Source organism: Microbacterium sp. Au-Mic1 (genome assembly GCF_021341785.1).
In the GTDB taxonomy this organism is placed as follows: domain Bacteria; phylum Actinomycetota; class Actinomycetes; order Actinomycetales; family Microbacteriaceae; genus Microbacterium.
In genome coordinates this window covers 225,645-247,800 of the sequence record NZ_JAJTTF010000001.1, presented here as the reverse complement: position 1 = coordinate 247,800, position 22,156 = coordinate 225,645, and the positions used below count along the sequence as shown (strand labels likewise).

At 70.4% G+C, this 22,156-nt stretch carries 16 protein-coding genes; 9 read left to right on the top strand and 7 right to left on the bottom strand.

The window, feature by feature from the left end:
* Positions 1-271: 271 nt before the first annotated feature.
* The 5 genes from LXM50_RS01170 to LXM50_RS01150 all read left to right on the top strand — a co-directional run bounded on the left by LXM50_RS01170 (position 272) and on the right by LXM50_RS01150 (position 6,951).
* Complete coding sequence (locus LXM50_RS01170; RefSeq protein ID WP_233309277.1) at positions 272-1,255, top strand: ABC transporter permease; 984 nt, start codon at positions 272-274, stop codon at positions 1,253-1,255.
* 1 nt (position 1,256) lies between these two features.
* Positions 1,257-2,177, top strand: coding sequence for an ABC transporter permease (locus LXM50_RS01165; RefSeq protein ID WP_233309276.1), 921 nt, complete (start codon positions 1,257-1,259; stop codon positions 2,175-2,177).
* Positions 2,174-4,228 carry an ABC transporter ATP-binding protein gene (locus LXM50_RS01160; protein WP_233309275.1) on the top strand — a complete coding sequence of 685 codons (2,055 nt, stop codon included), beginning with the start codon at positions 2,174-2,176 and terminating at the stop codon, positions 4,226-4,228. The genes LXM50_RS01165 and LXM50_RS01160 overlap by 4 nt, the downstream gene beginning before the upstream one ends.
* Before the next feature lie 120 nt (positions 4,229-4,348).
* Complete coding sequence (locus LXM50_RS01155) at positions 4,349-6,055, top strand: ABC transporter family substrate-binding protein (protein WP_233309274.1); 1,707 nt, start codon at positions 4,349-4,351, stop codon at positions 6,053-6,055.
* 170 nt (positions 6,056-6,225) lie between these two features.
* On the top strand, positions 6,226-6,951 hold the full coding sequence (locus LXM50_RS01150; protein WP_233309273.1) for an alpha/beta fold hydrolase: 726 nt from the start codon (positions 6,226-6,228) through the stop codon (positions 6,949-6,951).
* Here LXM50_RS01150 and LXM50_RS01145 read toward each other — a convergent pair.
* Together LXM50_RS01145 and LXM50_RS01140 are read right to left on the bottom strand one after the other, a co-directional pair.
* Entirely contained in the window at positions 6,902-8,194 is a 1,293-nt protein-coding gene (locus LXM50_RS01145) for an MFS transporter (protein WP_233309272.1), read from the bottom strand. The two genes, LXM50_RS01150 and LXM50_RS01145, sit on opposite strands and share 50 nt — an antisense overlap.
* Complete coding sequence (locus LXM50_RS01140; protein WP_233309271.1) at positions 8,191-9,546, bottom strand: GH1 family beta-glucosidase; 1,356 nt, start codon at positions 9,544-9,546, stop codon at positions 8,191-8,193. Before LXM50_RS01140 ends, LXM50_RS01145 begins: the two co-directional genes overlap by 4 nt.
* Before the next feature lie 293 nt (positions 9,547-9,839).
* Between LXM50_RS01140 and rpsT the strand changes: the two genes are divergently transcribed.
* Positions 9,840-10,100 (top strand): 30S ribosomal protein S20, encoded by a 261-nt coding sequence (gene rpsT / locus LXM50_RS01135; RefSeq protein ID WP_045270507.1) that lies wholly within the window; start codon positions 9,840-9,842, stop codon positions 10,098-10,100.
* A 220-nt stretch (positions 10,101-10,320) separates the two neighbouring features.
* Here rpsT and holA read toward each other — a convergent pair whose 3' ends face one another.
* The 3 genes from holA to LXM50_RS01120 form a co-directional block, all read right to left on the bottom strand.
* Positions 10,321-11,364, bottom strand: a complete 1,044-nt coding sequence (gene holA / locus LXM50_RS01130) for a DNA polymerase III subunit delta (protein WP_233309270.1) — start codon at positions 11,362-11,364, stop codon at positions 10,321-10,323.
* Positions 11,365-11,393: 29 nt separating this feature from the next.
* Positions 11,394-13,952 carry a ComEC/Rec2 family competence protein gene (locus LXM50_RS01125; protein ID WP_233309269.1) on the bottom strand — a complete coding sequence of 853 codons (2,559 nt, stop codon included), beginning with the start codon at positions 13,950-13,952 and terminating at the stop codon, positions 11,394-11,396.
* A gap of 110 nt (positions 13,953-14,062) precedes the next feature.
* Entirely contained in the window at positions 14,063-14,728 is a 666-nt protein-coding gene (locus LXM50_RS01120; RefSeq protein ID WP_233309268.1) for a ComEA family DNA-binding protein, read from the bottom strand.
* Between the two features lie 167 nt (positions 14,729-14,895).
* Between LXM50_RS01120 and LXM50_RS01115 the strand changes: the two genes are divergently transcribed.
* Positions 14,896-15,498 (top strand): HD domain-containing protein, encoded by a 603-nt coding sequence (locus tag LXM50_RS01115; RefSeq protein ID WP_233309267.1) that lies wholly within the window; start codon positions 14,896-14,898, stop codon positions 15,496-15,498.
* 112 nt (positions 15,499-15,610) lie between these two features.
* Here LXM50_RS01115 and LXM50_RS01110 read toward each other — a convergent pair whose 3' ends face one another.
* Together LXM50_RS01110 and leuS are read right to left on the bottom strand one after the other, a co-directional pair.
* Complete coding sequence (locus tag LXM50_RS01110; RefSeq protein WP_233309266.1) at positions 15,611-17,344, bottom strand: GDSL-type esterase/lipase family protein; 1,734 nt, start codon at positions 17,342-17,344, stop codon at positions 15,611-15,613.
* A 54-nt stretch (positions 17,345-17,398) separates the two neighbouring features.
* Positions 17,399-20,020, bottom strand: a complete 2,622-nt coding sequence (leuS, locus tag LXM50_RS01105) for a leucine--tRNA ligase (RefSeq protein ID WP_233309265.1) — start codon at positions 20,018-20,020, stop codon at positions 17,399-17,401.
* A 123-nt stretch (positions 20,021-20,143) separates the two neighbouring features.
* Here leuS and LXM50_RS01100 point away from each other — a divergent pair, with 123 nt between their 5' ends.
* Entirely contained in the window at positions 20,144-21,202 is a 1,059-nt protein-coding gene (locus LXM50_RS01100) for an App1 family protein (protein ID WP_233309264.1), read from the top strand.
* Positions 21,199-22,137: a 3-methyladenine DNA glycosylase gene (locus LXM50_RS01095; RefSeq protein ID WP_233309263.1), complete on the top strand. Its 939-nt coding sequence runs from the start codon at positions 21,199-21,201 to the stop codon at positions 22,135-22,137. Before LXM50_RS01100 ends, LXM50_RS01095 begins: the two co-directional genes overlap by 4 nt.
* Positions 22,138-22,156: the final 19 nt, after the last annotated feature.

The following is a 22,156-nucleotide window of genomic DNA, read 5'->3' as shown; positions in this document are numbered from 1 at the left end:
GAGCGCCCGGAGCGGCCGCCCCCTGCGCCTCTCCGCCGCCGTCGACGTGCGCCGGGCGAGGCGTGCCACTTCCCCCCTCGCGTCCGGCCGGTGATAGTCTCGCGAAGTTGCCGCGTCCCGGAACCGGGTCTCAGCGGCGACAGCACTCCGTCTCGCGCTGCGCGGGGCGGAGCACCGCGTCACCGGTTTCGGGTCGTGTTGATATGGCATCGACCCAGCGCTGCGTCGGAGATCCCGCGCGGCGTCCGTGACAAGAGAGAGAACATCCATCTTGATCAAGTACCTGCTGCGCCGAACTCTCGGCTGGCTTCTCATGATCGTGGTGGCGACCAACGTCACGTACTTCCTCGCGTGGGCCTTCCTGGATCCGCGCAGCAACTACATCGGACGTCGCCCTCCGCTGAGCGAAGACCAGATCAACCGCCTCCTCGAACCCCGCAACCTCAGCGACACCGTGCCGCTCCTGCAGCGCTGGTGGCACTGGTTCACCGACATCGTCCTGCATTGGAACTGGGGCGTGAGCCCGGTCGGGCAGTCCGTGAACGACCAGATCGCCTACCGGATGTGGGTCTCCGGCGAGCTCGTGCTCGGCGCCACCATCATCACCGCGGTGCTCGGCATCGCGATCGGCGTGTACACCGCGTCGCGGCAGTACAAGGTCGCCGACCGGGTGTGGCAGGGCATCTCGATCGTCACGATGAACATCCCGATCATCGTCGCGGCGCTCGGCATCGTGATCATCGCGATCGCGATCAACGACGCGCTCGGCTTCCGGCTGTTCTACGTCACCGGGGCGCGCAGCGACGGGGTGACCGGCTTCTTCCCGGTGCTGATCGACACCCTGCAGCATCTGATCCTTCCGACCATCGCGCTGGTGTTCATCGGCTACTCCAGTTACCACTTCCTGCAGCGTTCCCTGCTGCTGGACAACATCAAGGCCGACTACGTCCGCACCGCGCGGGCCAAGGGGCTGACGAAGCCGCAGGCGATCCGCAAGCACGCGCTGCGCACCTCGCTGATCCCCGTCGCGACGCAGCTGGCCTTCAGCATTCCGACGGTGTTCACCGGCGCGGTGCTGACCGAGACGATCTTCGCGTGGAACGGCATGGGCCGGTACTTCGTTCAGACCATCGGCACGAACGACGTGCACGGCGTGGTGGCGATCGCCGCCTTCAGCGCTGTCCTGACGGCGATCGGCGCCATCCTCGCCGACGTCGCCGTCGTGGTCCTCGATCCGCGAGTGAGGGTGAGCTGACATGACCTCTGCAACCGTTCAGCCCCCCGTCGGGCCCGACACCACGGCCGCGCGCATCCCGCGCAAGCGGATCGGCACGTTCCGGCTCTACTATCGCCGCTTCGTGCGCAACCGTCCCGCCGTCGCCGGTGTGTTCATCTTCGCCTTCCTCGTGCTGTTCGCGGTGTTCGGGCCTCTGATCGCGCACTTCAGCTTCAGCGAGCTCGACTTCCTCGCGCTCGGCACTCCCCCGGACGGCACGCACTGGTTCGGCACCGCCGCCGACGGCGGCGACCTGTTCGCGCAGACCGCCGTGGGCCTCCAGCGCTCGCTGATGATCGCGCTCACGGTCTCGATCGGCACCACGGTGATCTCCGCGATCGTCGGCACCGCGGCTGCCTACTTCGGTGGCACGACCGAGCGGATCATCCTGCTGATCATCCACTTCCTCATGGTCGTGCCGACGTTCCTGATCCTCGCCCTGGTGTCCTCGAACGCCGGTGGCGACTGGCGCGTGATCTCGGCCGCGATGATCTTCATCAGCTGGTTCTTCCCGGCCCGCGTGATCTGGACGATGGCTCTGTCGCTCCGCGAGCGCGAGTACGTGCATGCCGCACGTTACATGGGAGTCCCCGGGATGAAGATCGTGCTGCGGCACCTGCTGCCGAACATCGGCTCGCTGCTGGTGATCAACTTCACCCTCGGCGTGGTCGGGGCCGTTATCACCGAGACCGGCCTGTCCTTCATCGGCTTCGGTGTGAAGATCCCCGACGTCTCGCTCGGATCCCTCATCGGCATCGGCGCGAACTCCCTCGCCAGCGCCCCCTGGACGTTCTACTTCCCCGCACTCGCGCTGACGCTGCTGACCGTCTCGATGGCGCTCGTCGCCGACGGCCTGCGCGACGCGCTCGACCCCACCTCGGCGGCGGGAGGCCGCGCATGAACGCTCCTCTTCTCTCCGTCCGCGATCTCAACGTCAGCTTCGCCTCCGAGTCCGGGCGCGTCGACGCCGTCCGCGGCGTCTCCTTCGATCTCGAGCCGGGTCGCACGCTCAGCATCGTGGGCGAGTCCGGCTCCGGCAAGTCCGTCACGTCGCTCGCGATCATGGGGCTGCTCGACGAGAACGCGAAGGTCAGCGGGTCGATCATGTTCGACGGCATCGAGCTCGTCGGCAAGAGCGACAAGGAGCTCTCGGCGCTGCGCGGCAACGGCATCGCGATGATCTTCCAGGATCCGCTGACCTCGCTCACTCCGGTGTTCACGGTCGGCGACCAGCTCATCGAGGCGCTCACGGTGCACCGCAGCATGTCGCACGCGGACGCCACCGCGCGCGCGATCGAGCTGCTACGACTCGTCGGCATCCCCAGCCCGGAACGCCGCCTGAAGTCGTTCCCTCATGAGTTCTCCGGCGGCATGCGCCAGCGTGTCGTGATCGCGATCGCCATGGCGAACAACCCGAAGCTGATCATCGCCGACGAGCCCACCACGGCCCTCGACGTGACGATCCAGGCTCAGATCCTCGATCTCATCGCCACGGCGCAGCGCGAGACCGGCGCCGCAGTCATCATGATCACGCACGACATGGGCGTGGTCGCCAAGACCGCCGACGACGTGCTCGTGATGTACGCCGGCAAGCCCGTGGAGCAGGCCCCCGTGCGCGAGCTGTTCCACGAGACCCGGATGCCGTACTCGATCGGCCTGCTCGGCGCGATCCCGCGCGTGGACAAGGCCGAGAAGCAGCCGCTCGTGCCGATCAAGGGCAACCCGCCGCTGCTGATCAACCTGCCCGACGAGTGCCCGTTCGTGGCGCGCTGCCCCATCGCCACCGAGGCGTGCCGGACCAGGGAGCCCGAGCTGCGACCGATCGCGACGAGCGAGGGTGGGGACCACAAGGTCGCCTGCGTGCGCGCCGACGAGATCGAGAACGGTCTCATCGGCGGCCTGCCCGTGTACCCCGTTCCGGAACTGCCCACGAGTGCACTGGATCGCATCCCGCGCACGGAGCGCCCGATCACCCTCGACGTCCGCAACATGCACAAGACGTTCCCGCTCACCCGGGGCGCGTTCCTCAAGCGCAAAGTCGGCGAAGTGCACGCGGTCAAGGGATTGACCTTCGACATCCGCGAGGGCGAGACGATGGCCATCGTCGGGGAGTCCGGCTGCGGCAAGACCACGACGCTGCTGCAGATCATGGATCTGGTGAAGCAGACCGACGGCGAGATCACGATCGCCGGCACCAAGGTGTCCGAGCTGCACGGCGGCAAGGCGGAGCGCACCGTCCGTCGTGACCTGCAGATCGTCTTCCAGGATCCGATGGGCGCACTCGACCCGCGACTGACGGTCGCGGATGTCATCGCCGAGCCGCTGCGAGCGATCGGTGTCTCCCGGGCGGAGGCGGACCTCCGCGTCGACGAGCTCATGGATCTCGTCGGTCTCGACCCGGCACACGCGAGCCGGTTCCCCGGCGCGTTCTCCGGCGGCCAGCGCCAGCGCATCGGCATCGCTCGCGCGCTCGCGACGAACCCCAAGATCGTGGTCCTGGACGAGCCGGTCTCCGCGCTGGACGTGTCGATCCAGGCCGGGGTGATCAATCTCCTCGACGAGCTCAAGGTCAAGCTCGGGCTCTCCTATCTCTTCGTCGCGCACGACCTCTCGGTGGTGCGGCACATCGCCGACCGCGTCGGGGTCATGTACCTCGGCGAGTTCGTCGAGCACGGCGACGTCGATGAGATCTTCGACGACCCGCAGCACCCGTACACGCAGGCGCTGCTGTCGGCGATCCCCGTCCCGGATCCCGACATCGAGCGCACCCGCGAGCGCATCGTCCTGCAGGGCGATCTGCCGAGCCCGGCGGATCGCCGCGACGGCTGCTCGTTCACCTCGCGGTGCCCGCTGTACAAGCTGCTCCCCGAAGAACAGCGCACCCGCTGCGAGACCGTGGCTCCGGCGCTGCACGGCTCTGAATCGCACGCGAACGCCTGCCACTGGCGCTGAACCCAGCCCCTGCGTTGACATCGGAACGGTAACGGTTGCTTCGATGTGCCAGGAAGTTCCGGTTCACGCAGGTTAACTGTCCCCTGTCCCCAAAAAGCCGAAAGGCATCGAAGGAGAACCATGAAAAGGCAGCACAAGCTGTGGGGCGTTGTCGCCCTCAGCGGGGCGCTGGCAATCGCCATCAGCGGTTGCTCGGCGACCGGAGGAACGACCGGCAGCACCGACAAGCCGGCTGAGACCAAGACCGCGGACTACAACCCGCAGCCGCGCGAGAACCTCAAGCAGGGTGGCGAGGCGCACTTCTGGATCAGCGAAGTTCCGGCCCAGATGAACTTCATGAACGGTGACGGCACGGCCGACACCTCGCGCCTGGCGGCCTGGTACACCCCGCAGGTGTTCCTGATGGACCCTGACGGCACCGTCAAGGCCAACCCGGCGTACCTCGACAAGTGGGACACCTCCGTCAAGGACGGCAAGACGGTCGTCACCATGAAGATCAACGAGAAGGCTGTCTGGAACGACGGCTCTCCGATCGACTGGACGGCGTTCGAGACCACCTGGAAGGACAACAACGGGTCGAACCCGGACTTCAAGGCGAGCGCGACCGATGGGTACAAGGACATCGAGTCCGTCACCAAGGGCGACACCGACAAGGACGTCATCGTGACGTTCGACCGCGAGTTCGCCTGGCCGGCCATGCCGTTCCTCACCGGCATCCTGAACCCCAAGGTGAACACGCCGGAGCTCTACAACGACGCGTACAACGGCAACGCGCACCCCGAGTGGGGCGCCGGACCGTACAAGATCACCAACTTCGACGTGAACGGCCAGAAGGTCACCCTCGAGCCGAACGACAAGTGGTGGGGCGACAAGCCCATGCTCGACAAGGTCACCTTCTCGGGCATGGACCGTGCGGCCTCGCTGAACGCCTTCAAGAACGGCGAGATCGACCAGGTCGAGACCGCCTCTGCGGACGCGATCAAGCAGGTGAAGGACGTCAAGGACGCCGTCATCTACCGCGCCCAGCAGACGGCCAAGACCGTCATCCAGCTCGACGGCTCCAAGCCGCAGCTGAAGGACCCGAAGGTGCGTCAGGCCTTCTTCATGGCGATCGACATCGACCAGCAGAAGAAGATCGCCTGGAACGGTCTGGGCTACACCGAGCCGGCCGCCGGCTCGCTGATCCTCTACCCGTTCCAGAAGGGCTACGACGACTCGTTCAAGGCTGCGGGGCTGAAGTTCGACACCGCCGCCGCGAAGAAGCTGCTCGACGACGCCGGCTGGAAGGCCGGTTCGGACGGCGTGCGGGAGAAGGACGGCGTCAAGCTGACCGTCACCTACCCGGTGTTCAGCGACAGCCCGGTCCAGGCCGCGCTCGCCAAGGCGCTGCAGCAGCAGGAGAAGGCCGTCGGCATCGACCTGAAGATCGACACGCGCGCGCCGTCGAACTTCTCGAACGACGTCGCCACGAAGAACTGGGACGCCCTCGGCCTCCGGTTCACCGACTCCGACCCGTTCGGCCCCGCCTGGTTCTGCCAGATGTACTGCTCCGACAGCAACCTGAACCTGTCGAGCACCGGCACCGCTGACATCGACAAGAAGATCAAGAGCGACGTCGAATCGCAGACCACCACCGAGTCGTGGACCAAGGCTGCGATGAAGCTCGAGCCGGAGATCATCAAGGAGACCTGGGGCGTCATCCCGCTCTACAACGGTCCCTCGATCCAGGTCGCCAAGAAGGGCCTCGCCAACCTGACCCCGGAGACCTACGTCGGTCTCGACCTCTACCGGGTCGGCCCGGTCGAGAACGTGGGCTGGGAGAAGTAAGCACCCGCTGTTGTTGCGGAGCGGGGTCGGTGGTTCGCCACCGGCCCCGCTTCGTCGTTCGCCGGTTGGCAGCGAGGCCGCGATCCCGATCTCCGTGGTGGCGTCCGGGGCGCGATTCCACGGCATGCGAACGGGGATCCTGTCGGTTCGCACCTCTTAGACTGGCGGCCATGAGCCGCTCCCCGGTGTCCGTGGTCCTCGTGCACGGGATCCGCACCTCCGCAACGATGTGGCGCGCGCAGGAGGAGTTCCTCGCCGAACGCGGCAATCCGGTGGTCGCCGTCGATCTGCCCGGTCACGGCACCCGCATGGACGAGCCGTTCACCCTCGACGAGGCGATGGGCACGATCGATGCCGCCGTGCGCGACGCCGCCGGTCCCGTACTGCTGGTGGGGCACTCGATGGGCGGCCTGCTCTCGACCGCGTACGCCGGGGCGGATCCGGCCCCGCCGATCGCCGGCTTCGTCGGGGCCTCCTGCACGGCGCTCCCCCGCGGCGCAGGGCTCGCCGCCTATCGGGTGCTGGCGGGCGCCTTGAACGCGATGCCGGATCGCGGCATGTGGCTGAGTCGGCAGGTGCTGGACGCGACGCTGCCCGCCTCGACGCGCGAGGACTTCGGCGCGGGCGGATACGCCATGGCCACGCAGGACGACGCGCTGCGCTCGCTCGTCGAGCTGGATCTGATCGCCGCCGTACCCCGCATCCGGGTGCCCACCTGGTTCGTGAACGGGCAGTTCGACCAGCTCCGCACCCACGAGACGCTGTACCGCCGGCTCGCGCCCGATGCGGAGTTCATCATCGTGCCGCGCACGACGCACCTGGTGACCGCGATGCGGCCCCGGGTGTTCAATGCGGTGCTGCAGCTGGCACTGGCGACGCTGGAGACGGCGCCCTGACCGCATAGGTCATCGCGGCGCCCACGACCGACAGCACGGCCGCGGCGCCGAACAGCAGCCCGAATCCGCCGACCAGGGCGACGAGGCCGGCGCCGAGCAGCGGCCCCAGCAGCTGCCCCAGCTGCGCCGACACGTTCACGAGCCCGAGGTCTCGCGCATGGTCGTCCGGATCCTGCAGCAGATCCGTCGCGAATGCCAGGCTCACCGCCATGTACGCGCCGTACCCCGCGCCCATGATCCCGGCGGCGACCGCGGTCATCTCGAACGAGGGGCTGATCAGGATCACCACGCCGGAGACCGCCTGCACGACCGCCGAGACCGCGGTGATGGTGCGACGACGGCGCAGCGGACTCGCCGACGGGCGGTCGGAGAGCATGCCCGCGATGATCGACGCGATCACGACGAACACCGTGTAGATCACGATCAGGATGAGCAGGTCGTCCTGGGCCGCGGCCGACGGGACGCGGACGCCGTAGAGCAGGAAGAACAGCAGCAGCGAGGTGCCGAACGCGTTGCCGATGTTCACGACGAGACGGCTCACGAGCAGCCACAGGAAGTCGCGGTCGCGCCACGACGCGCGGCGCGCGGCCGTGCGCGGGGCGGGCAGCGCGAGCTCATGCGCCGGCGCGTCCGGCAGCAGCAGCGCCGTTCCGGTCCCGATCACGGCGATGATGGCCGCCATCAGGAAGTAGGACTGCTGCACGTTCAGGCCGATCAGGACGACCGCGCCCACGCCGACGACGATGCCGACCGCCTGGGCCGAGCTCGCCGCCGCCGAGGCAGCACCGCGCTGGGTGGTGAGCTGGTCCGCGATCATCGCGGTGAGGGCCGCCGAGGCGACTGAGACCCCGACCGAGACGACGATCCAGGCGCCGCCGACGGCGGCCGGCCCCGCCACCATGCCGGTCAGCACCAGCCCGATCGCGGCGAGCAGGGATCCGCCGATCGCCCACGGCCGCCGGCGTCCCCACCGTGAACGGGTGCGATCCGACCATCGACCGGAGACGGGCGCCGCGATGATGCCGACGAGTCCGCCCACCGACAGCACGACGCCGGCCCAGACCACGCCGGCGATCCAGTTCTCACCAGGGGCGCCGGTGTCGAGCTGCAGCGGCAGCAGGAGCTGGATCGGGGTGAGCTGGACCGTCCAGATCGCCAGCCACGCGAGCGTGAACAGGGTCATCCAGATCGGGCCGACCCGCTTCCCCGCACTCGGAGCAGGGGTGCCGGGGTGTTCGATCATGAGCGTGCCTCCTCGATGAGCGCGCGGTACCAGGCGTACGAGGCCTTCGGGGTGCGCTGCCCCGTGTCCATGTCGACGTGCACGAGCCCGAACCGCTGCGTGTACCCGTCGGCCCATTCGAAGTTGTCCAGTAGCGACCACACGGTGTACGCGTCGATGCGCACGCCCGCGCGCATCGCCGAGAGCACCGCCGCGAGGTGTCCGCGCAGATAGGCGACGCGCGCGGCGTCGTCGATCGGCTGGTCGATGTGGTCGGGCTCGGGGAACGAGGCGCCGTTCTCGGCGATGACCACCGGGGGCAGCGACGCGCCGTAGCGCTCTCTCGCATCGACCAGGAACGCGGTCAGCGCCTCGGGCACGATCGGCCACAGCGGGCCGAATCCGGTGACCGGGGCACCGGGCGTCGGCACCACGTCGAAGGGAATCGGTCCCGCCGACGCCGCCACCGTCGTCGGGTTGTAGTAGTTCACGCCGTAGACCTCGCAGGGCGCGCTGATCAATGCGAGGTCGCCGTCCTCCACCGGGAGCGTCACCCCGAGCGGCTCCAGGTCCGGGTAGCGGCCGAGCAGCACCGGATCCGCGTACATCCTGTTGTGGATGAGGTCATAGAGGTACGCCGCCTGCTGGTCGGCCTCGGAGTCCGATGCCGGCAGCACCTGCGTGTGGTTGTTGACGATCCCGACGCTGTTCGCACCGCGCGCGTGCAGGATCCGCGCCGCGTAACCGTGTGCGAGAAGCTGATGATGCACCGTCGGAAGCGCGTCGAAGAGCAGCGTGCGCCCCGGCGCGAGTTCACCGATCGCGTAGCCCTGCAGAGTCGTGGAGACGGGCTCGTTGATCGTGTACCACTGCCGCACCCGGTCGCCGAGCGCATCGGCGACCACCTCGGTGTATTGCGCGAACCGTTCGGCGGTGGAGCGGTTCAGCCAGCCGCCGGCCTCCTCGAGGCGGGACGGCAGATCCCAGTGGTACAGCGTCGGCGTGGGCACGATCCCGGCGTCGAGAAGTCGATCCACGAGCCGGTCGTAGTAGGCGAGCCCCTGCGGACTCGGCCGTCCGTCGGGCAGCACGCGCACCCAGGAGATCGAGAACCGGTACTCGTCGACGCCGAGTCGGGTCAGCAGCGCGACGTCCTCGGCAGCGCGGTGGTAGCTGTCGGGCCCTGGATCCGCCGTGCCGGCGTCGCGCACCCGGCCCGGGGCGTCGACGAAGTCGTCCCAGATGGATCTGCCCCGACCGTCCTCGGTTCTCGCCCCCTCGATCTGGAACGCCGCCGTCGCGGCGGAGAAGCGCAGCCGGCGCAGCAGGGCACGATCGAGCGCGGGCACGTCAGCGGTGACGAGTTCGGGCATGGACGACTCCTTCGGGTCCTTCGCCAGCATGCACCATCCACTGCTGCCGCCCTGCACGCGACGCGCCCGGGATTCGCCGGGTCCGAGGTGTGTCGCCGGCTCGGCATCGGACACGTGGCGGGCGTCTTGACTGCGCGCATCCCGGACGCACGGGCCGGTTCGGCATCGGACCGGATCCCTGATAAGATCGGTGATTGGCTTGCGTGTCAGGTCCCACCCCTGCACGCTGCCGGAGGCGCCCCTCTACCGCCAGGCCGGCATGACCATCCATCACTCGAACGAAGGTTCCATCCGTGGCGAACATCAAGTCGCAGATCAAGCGCAACAAGACCAACGAGAAGGCGCACGAGCGCAACAAGGCCGTCAAGAGCGAGCTGAAGACCGCCGTCCGCAACACCCGCAAGGCCATCGCCGGTGGCGACAAGGCCGCCGCCGAGGCCGCGCTGAAGACGGCGTCGAAGAAGCTCGACAAGGCCGTCAGCAAGGGCGTCATCCACTCGAACCAGGCCGCGAACCGCAAGTCGTCGATCGCGAAGCAGGTCTCCGCTCTCTGAGCCGGAACTTCCGAAGGCCCGCCCCGATCCGGGGCGGGCCTTCGTCGTTGCCGGGTCCCTCCCCGTTACCGGATGCCGCGTCCGGGCCCCTGGTCCGAATTGAGCAGGTTTTGGGGCGCGCTACCCCGTTTGGGGCGCACACCGCCACCGAATCGTGGCCTGGCACGCCCCAAAACGTGAGAATGCGCCCCAAACGGAGAGGGTTCCCGCGCAGCCGCGGTCAACCGCCGTACGGTGCGCGGGTCGCGATCACCGTGATCATGCGCTCGAGCGCGAAGATCGGGTCGCGGGCGGCGCCCTTGACGTCGGCGTCGGCCCGCGCGGTCGCCTGGATCGCGAGCCCCAGGGTGCGCTCGTTCCAGCCGCTCAGATCGCGGCGGGCACGGTCCACCTGCCAGTCCTTCATCCCGAGGCGGGCGGCCAGCGCCGCGTTCGACTCCCGGGATCCCGCCACCCGCGCCATCGACCGCAGCTTCATCGCGAACGCCGCGACCATGGGCACCGGATCGGCGCCGGAGGACAGTGCGTGCCGGAGCGCGATGAGCGCCTCGCCCAGGCGCCCCGCGATCGCGGTGTCGGCGACGACGAACGCGGAGACCTCGACGCGTCCGCCGTAGTAGCGCTCGACGAGATCGGGCGTGACGTCGCCCTGCACGTCGTTGATGAGCTGCTGGCAGGCCGCGGCGAGTTCGGTAATGTCGTCGGAGAACGCGGAGACCAGGGCGCGCAGCGCCTGCGGCTGGATGCGTCGGCCTGCGGCGCGGAACTCGCCCGCGGCGAAATCGGCCTTCTCGTCATCGCGCTTGATCGCGGGGCAGGCGATCTCGATCCCGCCGCCGGTGCCGGCGCGGATCGCATCGAGCAGCTTCTTGCCGCGTACGGTCGCACCGGTGTGGCGGAGCACGACGGTGGCACCTTCCTGCGGATGCTCGAGGTAGGCGATGGCCTCGGCGAGGAACGCGTCCGTGCAGCGCTCGACGCCGGAGATGCGCAGCAGGCGCGGCTCGCCGAACAGCGACGGCGAGGCGAGACCGAGCAGGCTGCCCGACTCGTAGTCGGAGGCCACCAGGTCGCTGACCTCGAGCGCCGGGTCCTCGGCGCGCAGGTAGGCGCGCACGCCGGCAATCGCGCGCTCGGCGCAGATCTCCTCGGGACCGGATACCAGCACGATCGGCGCCGGCCGGGGATCGCGCCACGACACCTGCGGGATGTTCGTCGCCTTCCCTCCGCGTCGTGCGGCAGAAGTCGAGCGCGGTGCGGGCATACCCCCAGCGTACCGGCGGGCGCGGACGTTCACGGCGCCCGCGCTGTCGAGGTCGCCAGGGGTTCCGGCGCCGGCTGCCCGGCGCGACCCGTACTCGTGGCGGGCCCCCTGGTCGGGCTCTCGGTCGGCGCCGGCGTAGCGGGTCCGTCCGGCGGACCGCTGCCCGTCGGTGCTGGGCGCTGGGTCCAGACGTGCAGGCCATCCTCCCCCTCCGACACGAGGATCGTGCCGCGCTGGTCGGTCCGCACGATCGGCGTGCGAAGGGCGCGCAGCATGTCCAGGGTGCTCGCACGCGGGTGCCCGTAGTCGTTGCCCGCTCCCACCGAGATCAGCGCCAGCGCGGGATCCAGATCCGCGTAGAGCAGCGGATCCTGATCGGCACTGCCGTGATGGGCGACCTTGACGACGGTCTCGTCGTGCGGGTGCGCGAGACGACGCAGCATGCCCTGCGACTCGGCCGACAGATCGGCCAGGAACAGGCTCCGCGGCACGCCGCCGCCGGTGACCTGCAGGATCACGCCCGCGTCGTTGCCCGGCGGGAAGACCTTCTCGGCGCGGCGGGGCCAGAGCACGCGCCAGTCCGCCCCGCCCAGGCGTCCGGTCGTTCCCGCCGCGGCTTCGAGGATCTCCGCCCCTCCGCGCTCGAGTCGGTCGAGCTGGTGCTGGTGCGCGGCCGTGTCGACCGGTCCGTGCAGCACGATGTCGGCCCGGCCCACGACCACGTCCGACGCGCCGGCGTGATCGTGATCGAAGTGGGTCAGCACCAGCAGATCGAGTCGCGTGACCCCGAGGTCGTCGAGACAGCGCCGCAACGGTTCCGGATCCGGACCGGTGTCGATGAGCATGGTGCGTCCGGAGGAGCGCACCAGCACGGCGTCGCCCTGCCCGATGTCGCACACCGCGATCGCCCAGTCCGCGGGGCGCTGCAGCAGGGCGACCGGGCCAGTCACGATGCCCCAGCCGGCGGCCGCGCCGATCGCCACGGCCAGGAGACCGCCGACGAAGACCCGCCACGGACCGCGGAGCGGTCTCCGCCGCACGATCACCCAGAAGACGCCCGCGCTGAGCGCCGCTACGGCGATGGCCGTGCCGATGCCGGCGGGGGCCTCGATCGTCGCGAGCGGCAGCGCGGCCGTGGTCACGGCGGTCTGCGCGATCCACGCGGAGGGCAGCCAGGCCGCGGCGGCGAACAGGTCGGCGAGCGCGGGGACAGGCATGGCCAGGCACGCGAGCAGACCCAGTATCGTCGCGATCGGCGAGGCGGGCTCGGCCAGGAGATTCGCCACCACGGAGACCAGGGACTGCTGTGTCGCGAACAGGGCGATGATGGGCCCGCAGGCGAGCTGCGCCGACAGCGGAACCGCGATCGCCAGCGCGACCGGCCCAGGAAGCCGGCGCCCGAGCCCGGCGGCCAGCGGCGGGGCGAGCACGATGAGCCCCGCGGTGGCGGCGGCCGACAACGCGAACCCGGGAGCCGCAGCCAGGCGCGGATCCGCGAGCAGCAGCACGGTGACCGCGAGCAGCAGCACCGAGAGGCCGGCACGCGGACGCCCGAGCAGCAGTGCGGCCATGGCGACCCCGGCCATGGCCGCGGCCCGGATGACGCTCGGCTGCGGCGTCACCAGCACCACGAATCCGGCGAGGGCGAGAGCCGCCACCACGATGCGCGTCGTCCGGCCGCCACCGCACAGCGCGACGATCCCGAAACCCGCGGCGGCCACGAGCGCGAGGTTGCTGCCGCTCACGGCGGTCAGGTGCGAGAGCCCGCTGGCCTTCATGGCCGTGTCGAGGTCGTCGCTCACCGCGCGCACGTCGCCCACGGCGAGACCCGGGAGCAGCTCGGAACCCGGTTCCGGCAGGCGCTGGCTGCGCTCGATGAAAGCCGCGCGCACGTCCCCTGCGAGTCGCTCGACCGGGCCTCCGCGCGACAGCTGCTCGACATCGCCGCTCGCGAACAGCACCAGCGCCGCGCGCTCGCCCGGATCCGTGCCCTTCGCCTCCGCCGTGAGCCGCAGCACGGTTCCAGGACCCAGCGTGGCGGCGTGCGCGTCGGGCGGGATCCCGATCCGCACCGGCACCTGCAGCGGCCCGGGATCCTCCCCCGGCCCGAGCCGGAGCGTGTCCGCATCGGCCCACAGCCGGCCGTCGGCACCGAACGAGGGCAGCGACCGCACGCTCACCTCAGCGGTCACCGCATGCCCCGCCAGCCCCGCTGCCTGATCGCGGGCCGGTGCCGCCGCCGCGGCAGCGCCGGCGATGGCGGCCGCGATGGCGAGACACACGATCGCGAGCGGCGCCGCCCGGGCGACGACGTCGAGCGTCCTCGCGCCGAGCGAGGGAGAGCCCGGCCGGGGAGAGCCCGGCCGGGAACCCGCGGATGCCGTCCCTCGAACCTCAGGAGACGGATCCGTCCTCTTCGCGAGACGCGGTGGCCACCGCTCCCCTCCGCCCGCGCGGGTCCGGCAGCGGCGGATGGCGAGCGCGGCCACGGCGCCCGGCGCCGCCGTCGCGATCACGACTCCCGCGGCACCGGGAAGGAACGAGACCAGCAGTGCGACAGCCCAGGCCGTGACGGCGACCGGCACCATCCGCACGTCCCTGAGCCGATGCCCGAGCGGGCGGGCCGGTTCATCGGAGAGTACTTCCGACGGCACGACGCCGCCCCGGGCCGCTGCCCGTGCGACCGGGCGGGAGGCGCTCACACCCGCACCAGGTCGCGGATCCCTGCCAGCATCTTCTCGCCGATGCCGGAGACCCCCAGGAGGTCGTCCACGCTCGTGAACCGCCCATTGCTCGTGCGCCATTCGATGATGCGCTGGGCGAGCGCGGGACCGATACGCGGCAGCTGCTCGAGCGCAGCGGCGTCGGCCGTGTTGAGGTCGATGAGTCCGTCTGCGCCGGGGCGGGAAGCGTCCCCGCCCGGCGGACCGGATCCGCCGGCGCCCGGACCCGGCAACGCGCCGGCCGCGCCGACGGCCGGTACCTGGATCTGCTCGCCGTCGGCCACGGGGCGCGCGAGGTTCACCGCCGCCAGATCCGCGGTCGGCAGCGTGCCGCCCGCCGCGGCCAGCCCCTCGGCCACGCGCGCCCCGTCATCGAGCACGTACAGGCCGGGCTTCGCCACCTCGCCCAGGACGTGCACGTAGACCGAGCCCGCGGAGATCCCGGAACCGCTCGAGCGGGGCTCCGGTGTCACGGCGATGCTCTCCGGCGCCGTGGACCGGCTCAGCAGGCCGATGCCGACCGTGACAGAGACGGCCACGAGCGCCACCACCACCGCCGCGCCGAGCCCCAGGCGGAGCCGTCGTGGCGTACGCACGACCACCGTCGGCGACGCGCCCTCAGACTCCGATTGCTCGCTCACACGCCGACGCTAGGTGCGCGGGATGGTGCGCGGAACGTGCCCTGCGCAACCCGTGCACAACCCGGGAGGCTCTCGTGCTGTGGAGGACGAGCGTGCACGGCGCACAGGCTCCTCGACCCGCGTCGACCGATACGCTGATCGCACCGATCGATCGACCCGGAGCCGCCATGCGCCTGCACGACTTCCTCCCGCCCGACACTGCTGCCGCCCGTGGGGCGCACGAACTGGTGATGCGGTTCCAGTCCCCTGCGCTCGTCAACCACGTGCTGCGCAGCTGGCTGTGGGCCGAGGCGTTCGCCGTCGTCGAGGGGCGCCGCGGTATCGATCACGAGCTTCTGTACACCGGAGCCGTGCTGCACGACATCGGGCTCGCCCCTGCGTACGACAACCACGTCCTCGGCTACGAGGAGGCGGGTGGCTTCGTCGGCGAGGCGCTGGCGGCCGGCGCAGGATGGTCCGCCGGACGGCAGCGCCGCGTCAACGAGATCATCGTGCGGCACAACTGGCCGTCCGTGGACCCCGACGAGGACCTCGAGGGATACCTGCTCGAGACGTCGACGGGGCTCGACATCTCAGGGCGCCGCGATGAGGAGATCCCCCTCGACTTCCGCCGCGAGGTGCTCGCGGTGTACCCCCGGCTCGGCCTCGCCGAGGAGTTCGGCGACCGCGTCCAGCAGCAGTCGGCGCGCAAGCCGCACAGCCACGCGCGACGCCTCGTCGACGGCGGCCTGCTGGGCAAGCTCGCCGACAACCCGCTCGAGCGGATCTGACCGGATCCACTCCCGTCCGCGCGCGGCGACCGGCGCAGCTGCTGGTGCGCATGCCCGCGGCACGTTCTCTCCGGACCGCGTTCGGCGCCACGGGCGGCCCGCGTACCGGTGGTCAGCGCCCGAGTGCCGCGCGCAGAGCCTCCGCGTAATGCGGAGCGATCCGCGCATGACCGGCCGGCGTCAGATGCACGGCATCCGCCTGGGGCGCGGAGTAGTCACTGACCCAGCCCGCGACCGAGATCGCGGCGACGCCCTGGTTCCGCGCCTCCTCGGTGACCACGGCGTCCATCGTGCGCCGTGCGGCGTGCGCGGCGTCGCTGCGACTCATGACGCCGTTCACGACGATCGGGGCGTTCGGGTAGGCCTGCCGCAGCAGACCGATCAGCTGGTCCTCTGCGGCGACGACCTCGGCCGCGGGGCGCTTCTGCGCCGTGTCGTTGCCGCCGAGGGTGACGATCACGACGCCCGGGTCTCCTTCGGGCAGCAGCACGCGGTTGCGCGCCACGCTCTCGACGACGCCCGCTGTGCTTCCCGCGATCGGAGCCAGGTAGCCGGATCCCGGATATCCGAACTTCGCGATGTTCGGGAACCCCGCGCTGCGCGCGCCCTGATCGATCCAGGAGTCGCCCGAGCACTGGGAGTCGCAGATGAGCACGGCGGTGGATCCGTCGACCGCCGTCGCGGGGACGGTGAGCAGGCGCCCCGCGCGCAGCACCGTCTGCGCCTTCTCCCAGTCCTGGTGCGCGCCGCGGTCATCGACCCGGGTGTCCTTCGTCGGCCAGCCGAAACGAGCCGGATCCGCCGCCCAGATCGCGAAGTTCTCCGCATCGAGGCGGAACACCCCGGCACCCTCGTGCCATACCAGCACACCACCCGCGAAGGCCTGATAGCGGCCGCCCGCGACGTCGATCTTCTCCCCCGCCGGCAGGCCGAGCTCGCCCTCAGGACCGCCCAGCTCCTCGTACCGGTTCTGGATGTCGCCCGCCGCGGTCGCGACGACCGCCTCGTCCTTGTCGGAGCGGTACAGCGCGCCGCCCTGGAACGTCTGCATCGAGCCGCCCTGGAGCCGTGACGCGTCGGCCGTCGGCAGGCCGAGCGCACCGCCCGCCCCGCCGCGATCGTGGTACGCGGCCAGGAACGGCGCCTGCACCGAGGCCGCGCCCGTGCCGGCGGACCACCACACCTCGCCGCCGTCGAACTCCTGCACAAGACGATCGCCGACCGCCCGCTGCGTGCTCTTCGGGTAGCCCAGCGGTCCGGACGCGCCCGCCGCGCGACGATGAGCGTCTGCGATGTCCGAGATGGTGGGCACGGCCCTGCCGTCGCGCATGTAGATCATGCCGTTCACGAACTCCTGGACGACCGTGCCACGCCGGTCCGCGTGCTCAGCCCCCTTCGGGAACCCGAGCCCGCCGCGCTCCTGGGAGTAGCGCAGCCACGACCGCCAGAGCGCGCCGCGCACCAGGATCGGGGCGTCGTCGCCGTTCGCGAAGATGCCGGCGTGCTGGAACGCCTGCCACGGCCGGTCGGCGGATCCGCTCTGCTCCGCGATCGGCATGCCCAGCCTCGCCACCCCGCCGAGCTCGTCGAACGCCGCGCCGACCGCGCCGGCCCGCACGATGTGCGCGAAGCCGTTCACAGCCGCGTAGATCGTGCCCGCGCGGAAGTCCTGCCGGCACACTCCCGCCCTGCACGTCTCGTGGTTCCATGCGGCGCCGAGCTCGTCATCGTGATGGTGCCAGAGCACGCCGATCGCGCTGGTGGTGCTGACCGGACGCGGCAGCTGCCACGCCAGCAGCAGGCCGGCGCCGGCGAGCACGGCGACCAGGACCATCGTGCCGAGCACGCGCCGCATCACCCGGAGGGCGCGCGCTCCCTTCCCCCCGGAGCGCAACGGAACTCAGCCCTTGACGGCGAAGTTCACGATCTTCGGGGCGCGCACGATGACGCGCACGATCTCCTTGCCGTCCAGCGCGCGCTGCACCTTCTCGTCCGCGCGGGCCAGCGCCTCGAGGTCCGCGTCGCCGATCTTGGCCGGCACCTCGAGCGTCGCGCGCACCTTGCCGTTGACCTGCACCGCACAGGTGGCGGTGTCCTCGACGAGCAGCAGCGGGTCGGCCTGGCGCCACGTCACGAGTCCCACGGACGGCTCGTGCCCGAGGATCTCCCAGATCTCCTCGGCCGTGTGCGGCGCGACGAGGTCCAGCATGACGGCGACCGTCTCGGCGGCCTCGCGTACAGCGGGGTCGGCGGGGCCCGATCCGGCATCGATCGTCTTGCGGATCGCGTTCACGAGCTCCATCAGGCGCGCGACGAGCACGTTGAACTTGGTCTGCTCCACGAGCGCGGGCGCGTCGGCCAGCAGATGGTGGGTGACCCGGCGCAGCGCCGCATCCCCGCCGTCGAAGACGACGTCCACGGGGCTCGCGACGTCGTGCGCCGCACGCAGCGCACGTGCCAGGAACTTCTGCGCACCGGTGGTCGAGACGTCCTTCCAGTCCTTGTCGTCCTCCACGGGGCCGGCGAAGGCCAGCGCCACGCGCAGGGCGTCGGCGCCGTAGGCGTCGAGCTCCTCCTGGAAGAGCACCAGGTTCCCCTTGCTCTTCGACATCTTCGCCCCGTCGAGGATCACCATGCCCTGGTTGATGAGGCTGGAGAACGGCTCGGTGAAGTCGATCAGGCCCATGTCGAAGAGGACCTTGGTGATGAACCGGGCGTACAGCAGGTGCAGGATCGCGTGCTCGACTCCGCCGATGTAGGAGTCGATGGGCGCCCACCGGCGCGCCTCGTCCGGGTCGAAGGCGACGGTGTCGCTGTTCGGCGAGAGGAAGCGCAGGTAGTACCAGGAGCTGTCCACGAAGGTGTCCATGGTGTCCGGATCGCGCAGCGCCGGCTCGCCCGTGCCGGGCACGGTCGTCTGCACCCAGCTGGTGGCGGCGCCCAGCGGCGAGGAACCCTTCGGCGACAGGTCCAGACCCTCGATGCTGGGCAGGCGCACCGGCAGGTGCTCCTCGGGAACCGGGACGATCTCGCCGTCCTGCGTGTGCAGCATCGGGATCGGGGTGCCCCAGAAGCGCTGGCGGGAGATCAGCCAGTCGCGCAGACGGTAGTTCTTCGCGGCACGTCCGGTGCCGGCCGCCTCCAGCTGCTCGATCGCGCGGGCGATCGCGTTGCGCTTGGACAGGCCGTTCAGTTCATCGGAGTTGATCATCCGCCCGTCGCCGGTCAGGGCGATCCCGGTCTTCGCCGGATGCTGGTCGTCGAGCGATTCCAGCGGCTCGATCGGCACGCCGTCCTCGTCGACCTCGATCACCGGCAGGGCGCCGGTGATCGGGGCGGTCGTGTCGACCACGACCTTCACGGGCAGGTCGAAGGCGCGGGCGAAGTCGAGGTCGCGCTGGTCATGCGCGGGCACGGCCATGACCGCGCCGTGTCCGTAGTCGGCCAGCACGTAGTCGGCAGCCCAGATCGGCAGCCGTTCGCCGTTGACGGGATTGATCGCGAAGCGGTCCAGGAACACGCCGGTCTTCGGCCGGTCGGTCGCCTGCCGGTCGATCTCGCTCGTCTTCTGCACCTGCGCGAGGTACTCCGCGAAGCGCGTCCGCACCTCGGGCGACGAGCCGGCGGCCAGCTCCGCGGCCAGATCCGAATCGGGGGCGACGACCATGAAGGTCGCGCCGTGCAGGGTGTCCGGACGAGTGGAGAACACGGTGACGACGCCTTCGCGACCCTCGATCGCGAAGTCGACGTCGGCGCCCACCGAACGGCCGATCCAGTTGCGCTGCATCTGCAGCACCTTGTGCGGCCAGAAGCCCTCGAGCTGGTTCAGGTCGTCGAGCAGACGGTCGGCGTAGTCGGTGATCTTGAAGTACCACTGGGTGAGGTTCTTCTTCACGACCTCGGCGCCGCAGCGCTCGCAGCGCCCGTCGACGACCTGCTCGTTGGCGAGCACCGTCTGGTCGTTCGGGCACCAGTTCACCGGGCTCTTCTTGCGGTACGCCAGCCCCCGCTCGTACAGCTTCAGGAACAGCCACTGGTTCCAGCGGTAGTACTCCTCGTCGGAGGTGTGCAGCTCGCGCGACCAGTCGAACGAGACGCCGTAGGTCTGGAAGCTCGCCTTCTGCTGCGCGATGTTCTGGTACGTCCATTCGCGCGGATCCGCTCCACGGCGGATGGCGGCGTTCTCCGCGGGCAGGCCGAACGAGTCCCAGCCGATGGGGTTGAGGACGTTGTGCCCGCGGTGCCGCCAGAAGCGCGCCACGATGTCGCTGTAGAGGTAGTTCTCGGCGTGCCCCATGTGCAGGTCGCCGGACGGGTACGGGAACATCGCCAGCACGTACTTGCGCGGACGCACGTCCTCGACGCCGCCCGCCTTGAAGGTCTCGTTCTCGGCCCAGTACTTCTGCCATTTGGCCTGAAGCCGCTGCACCTGGTGCGCCTGAAGCTCGTGCGCCGACTGCGACTCGTCGTCATTCGACGGGGATGCGGCGTGGGACGGGTTCTCAGACAACGCGACGACCATTCTCTGCGGCAGGGGAAAAGAATGCCCCGAACAGGGCAACCTCCAGATTATCCCAGCCCGCGAGGGGGCGCGTTCCGTCCCGGAGGAGGCGTCTGCGGCGGAACGTGAAAGACTAGAGCCGCTATGCCCTCGTCCTCATCCCGACCGGAGCGGATCCACTGGTTCGCCCGCCTGGAGCACCGCTTCCACGCGTGGCGTGAACGGCGCGCCCGCAGACGGGGCCGCACCGCGAGTGTCGTGCCCTTCCCCGGTTACGGCGGACCCGGCTGGATCCGGGTGGTCGGCCGCGTGCTGATCCTGCCGAAGACGCGCGGGCGAGGCAAGGACGCGAGCGTGCGCGGCTGGCGCAGCTTCGTGGGTATCCCGGTGAGCTTCGCCACCGTCACGATCACCGTCGCGGGACGCACGCACGAGGTCGCCGCCGATCGCGGCGGAGTGATCGACTGCCGCATCGAGGCCGACCTGTCCAGCGGGTGGCAGCAGGTCACGATGGCGGTCGAGGGACAGGATCCGATCCCCGCACGGGTGTTCGTCGTCGCCGACGACGTGCGCTTCGGCGTCGTATCCGATGTCGACGACACCGTGATGGTGACCGCCCTGCCGCGCCCGCTGATCGCGGCCTGGAACTCCTTCGTCGTCGACGAGCACGCCCGCACTCCGGTCCCCGGAATGGCGGTGCTGCTCGAACGTCTCATGCGGGACAATCCGGGCTCGCCGATGATCTACCTCTCCACGGGCGCCTGGAACGTGGCGCCGACGTTGAACCGCTTCCTCTCCCGGCATCTGTTCCCGGCCGGATCCATGCTGCTCACCGACTGGGGCCCGACGCACGAGCGCTGGTTCCGCAGCGGGCGCGAGCACAAGCTGCAGAACCTCGGACGGCTCGCCGAGGAGTTCCCGCACATGCGGTGGCTGCTGATCGGCGACGACGGGCAGCACGACGAGGCCATCTACGGACAGTTCCTCGTCGATCACCCCGAGAACGTCGCGGCGGTCGCGATCCGTCGTCTGCTCCCCGCGGAAGGCGTGCTCGCCGGACGTCGTGCGGCGGCCCGGGCCGACGGCGACGCCGCCGACACGGAGGCACGGGACGAGGATCTCGCGCCCTGGGTGAGCGCGGAGGACGGCGCCGGGATCCTCGACGAGCTCATCGACGCCGGCGTCGTGCGCTCGGAGCCATGAGCCCCGCCGACGGCGAACCGGCCCTCGCTCCCCTGCCATCGGAGATCACGGTCGCCGCCACGGTCGCACCCCCGCGCCTCGACCGCGCCACGTGGTCGGCACGCGCCGAGGCCCGCGCGGAGCGCGCCGATGCGCTGACCGCGGAGCATCGCGACCGTCAGGCGCGGCGCGAGAAGCACCCGGTCCACGATTTCCTGTTCACGTACTACGGCTACAAGCCGGGGCAGCTGCGGCGCTGGCACCCCGGTGCCGGCGTGGTGCTGGACGACGCCCCCGAGCGCGCGGAGTGGCGCTGGTACTCCCCTGCGCCCGCGACGGAGCCCGGCACCGTATCCGTGATGCCCGATGCCACCGCTTTCGCCGCGGAGAAACCCGAGCTCGCGCGCCTCGTGCACGCGATGCTCGCCCGCACGGCCGCCCGTCCCGGCCAGTTCGGCTGCTTCGGTCTGCACGAATGGGCGATGGTCTATCGCACCCCGGAGCACCGGCACGAGGTGCCGCTGCGACTCGGCCAGGCGGGCACCGACGCCGTCGTGGAACAGGGCGAGCTGCGCTGCACGCACATCGACGCGTACCGGTTCTTCACCCCGGAGGCGGCGCCGCGCAACCGGCTCGTCCCGACCCGTGAGACGCAGCCGCTGACGGAGCAGCCCGGATGCCTGCATGCGGGCATGGACGTGTACAAGTGGGCGATGAAGCTCGGCCCGCTCGTGCCGGGCGAGATCCTGCTGGACGCCTTCGAGCTGGCCCGGGACATCCGGATCCTGGACATGGAGGCCGCCCCCTACGATCTGAGCGCGTGGGGCGTGGTCCCCGTGCGGATCGAGACCGCGGACGGCAAGGCCGAGTACGTGCGCCGGCAGCGCGACTTCGCCGAGCGGGGCACCGCGCTGCGCCTCCGGATCCTCGAGGCCTGGCTGGGTGCAGCGGACTGACGAACACCGCCCGCGGCGC

What these genes read in the sequence shown, in the direction of transcription:
- LXM50_RS01140 (WP_233309271.1), bottom strand. Translation starts at nt 9,546, where the DNA reads ATGCCCGAACTCGTCACCGCTGACGTGCCCGCGCTCGATCGTGCCCTG.
- LXM50_RS01150 (WP_233309273.1), top strand. Translation starts at nt 6,226, where the DNA reads ATGAGCCGCTCCCCGGTGTCCGTGGTCCTCGTGCACGGGATCCGCACC.
- LXM50_RS01095 (WP_233309263.1), top strand. Translation starts at nt 21,199, where the DNA reads ATGAGCCCCGCCGACGGCGAACCGGCCCTCGCTCCCCTGCCATCGGAG.
- LXM50_RS01155 (WP_233309274.1), top strand. Translation starts at nt 4,349, where the DNA reads ATGAAAAGGCAGCACAAGCTGTGGGGCGTTGTCGCCCTCAGCGGGGCG.
- LXM50_RS01125 (WP_233309269.1), bottom strand. Translation starts at nt 13,952, where the DNA reads ATGGTGCCGGTCGCCGTCACGGCCTGGGCTGTCGCACTGCTGGTCTCG.
- leuS (WP_233309265.1), bottom strand. Translation starts at nt 20,020, where the DNA reads ATGGTCGTCGCGTTGTCTGAGAACCCGTCCCACGCCGCATCCCCGTCG.
- LXM50_RS01145 (WP_233309272.1), bottom strand. Translation starts at nt 8,194, where the DNA reads ATGATCGAACACCCCGGCACCCCTGCTCCGAGTGCGGGGAAGCGGGTC.
- LXM50_RS01165 (WP_233309276.1), top strand. Translation starts at nt 1,257, where the DNA reads ATGACCTCTGCAACCGTTCAGCCCCCCGTCGGGCCCGACACCACGGCC.
- LXM50_RS01115 (WP_233309267.1), top strand. Translation starts at nt 14,896, where the DNA reads ATGCGCCTGCACGACTTCCTCCCGCCCGACACTGCTGCCGCCCGTGGG.
- holA (WP_233309270.1), bottom strand. Translation starts at nt 11,364, where the DNA reads ATGCCCGCACCGCGCTCGACTTCTGCCGCACGACGCGGAGGGAAGGCG.
- LXM50_RS01100 (WP_233309264.1), top strand. Translation starts at nt 20,144, where the DNA reads ATGCCCTCGTCCTCATCCCGACCGGAGCGGATCCACTGGTTCGCCCGC.
- LXM50_RS01160 (WP_233309275.1), top strand. Translation starts at nt 2,174, where the DNA reads ATGAACGCTCCTCTTCTCTCCGTCCGCGATCTCAACGTCAGCTTCGCC.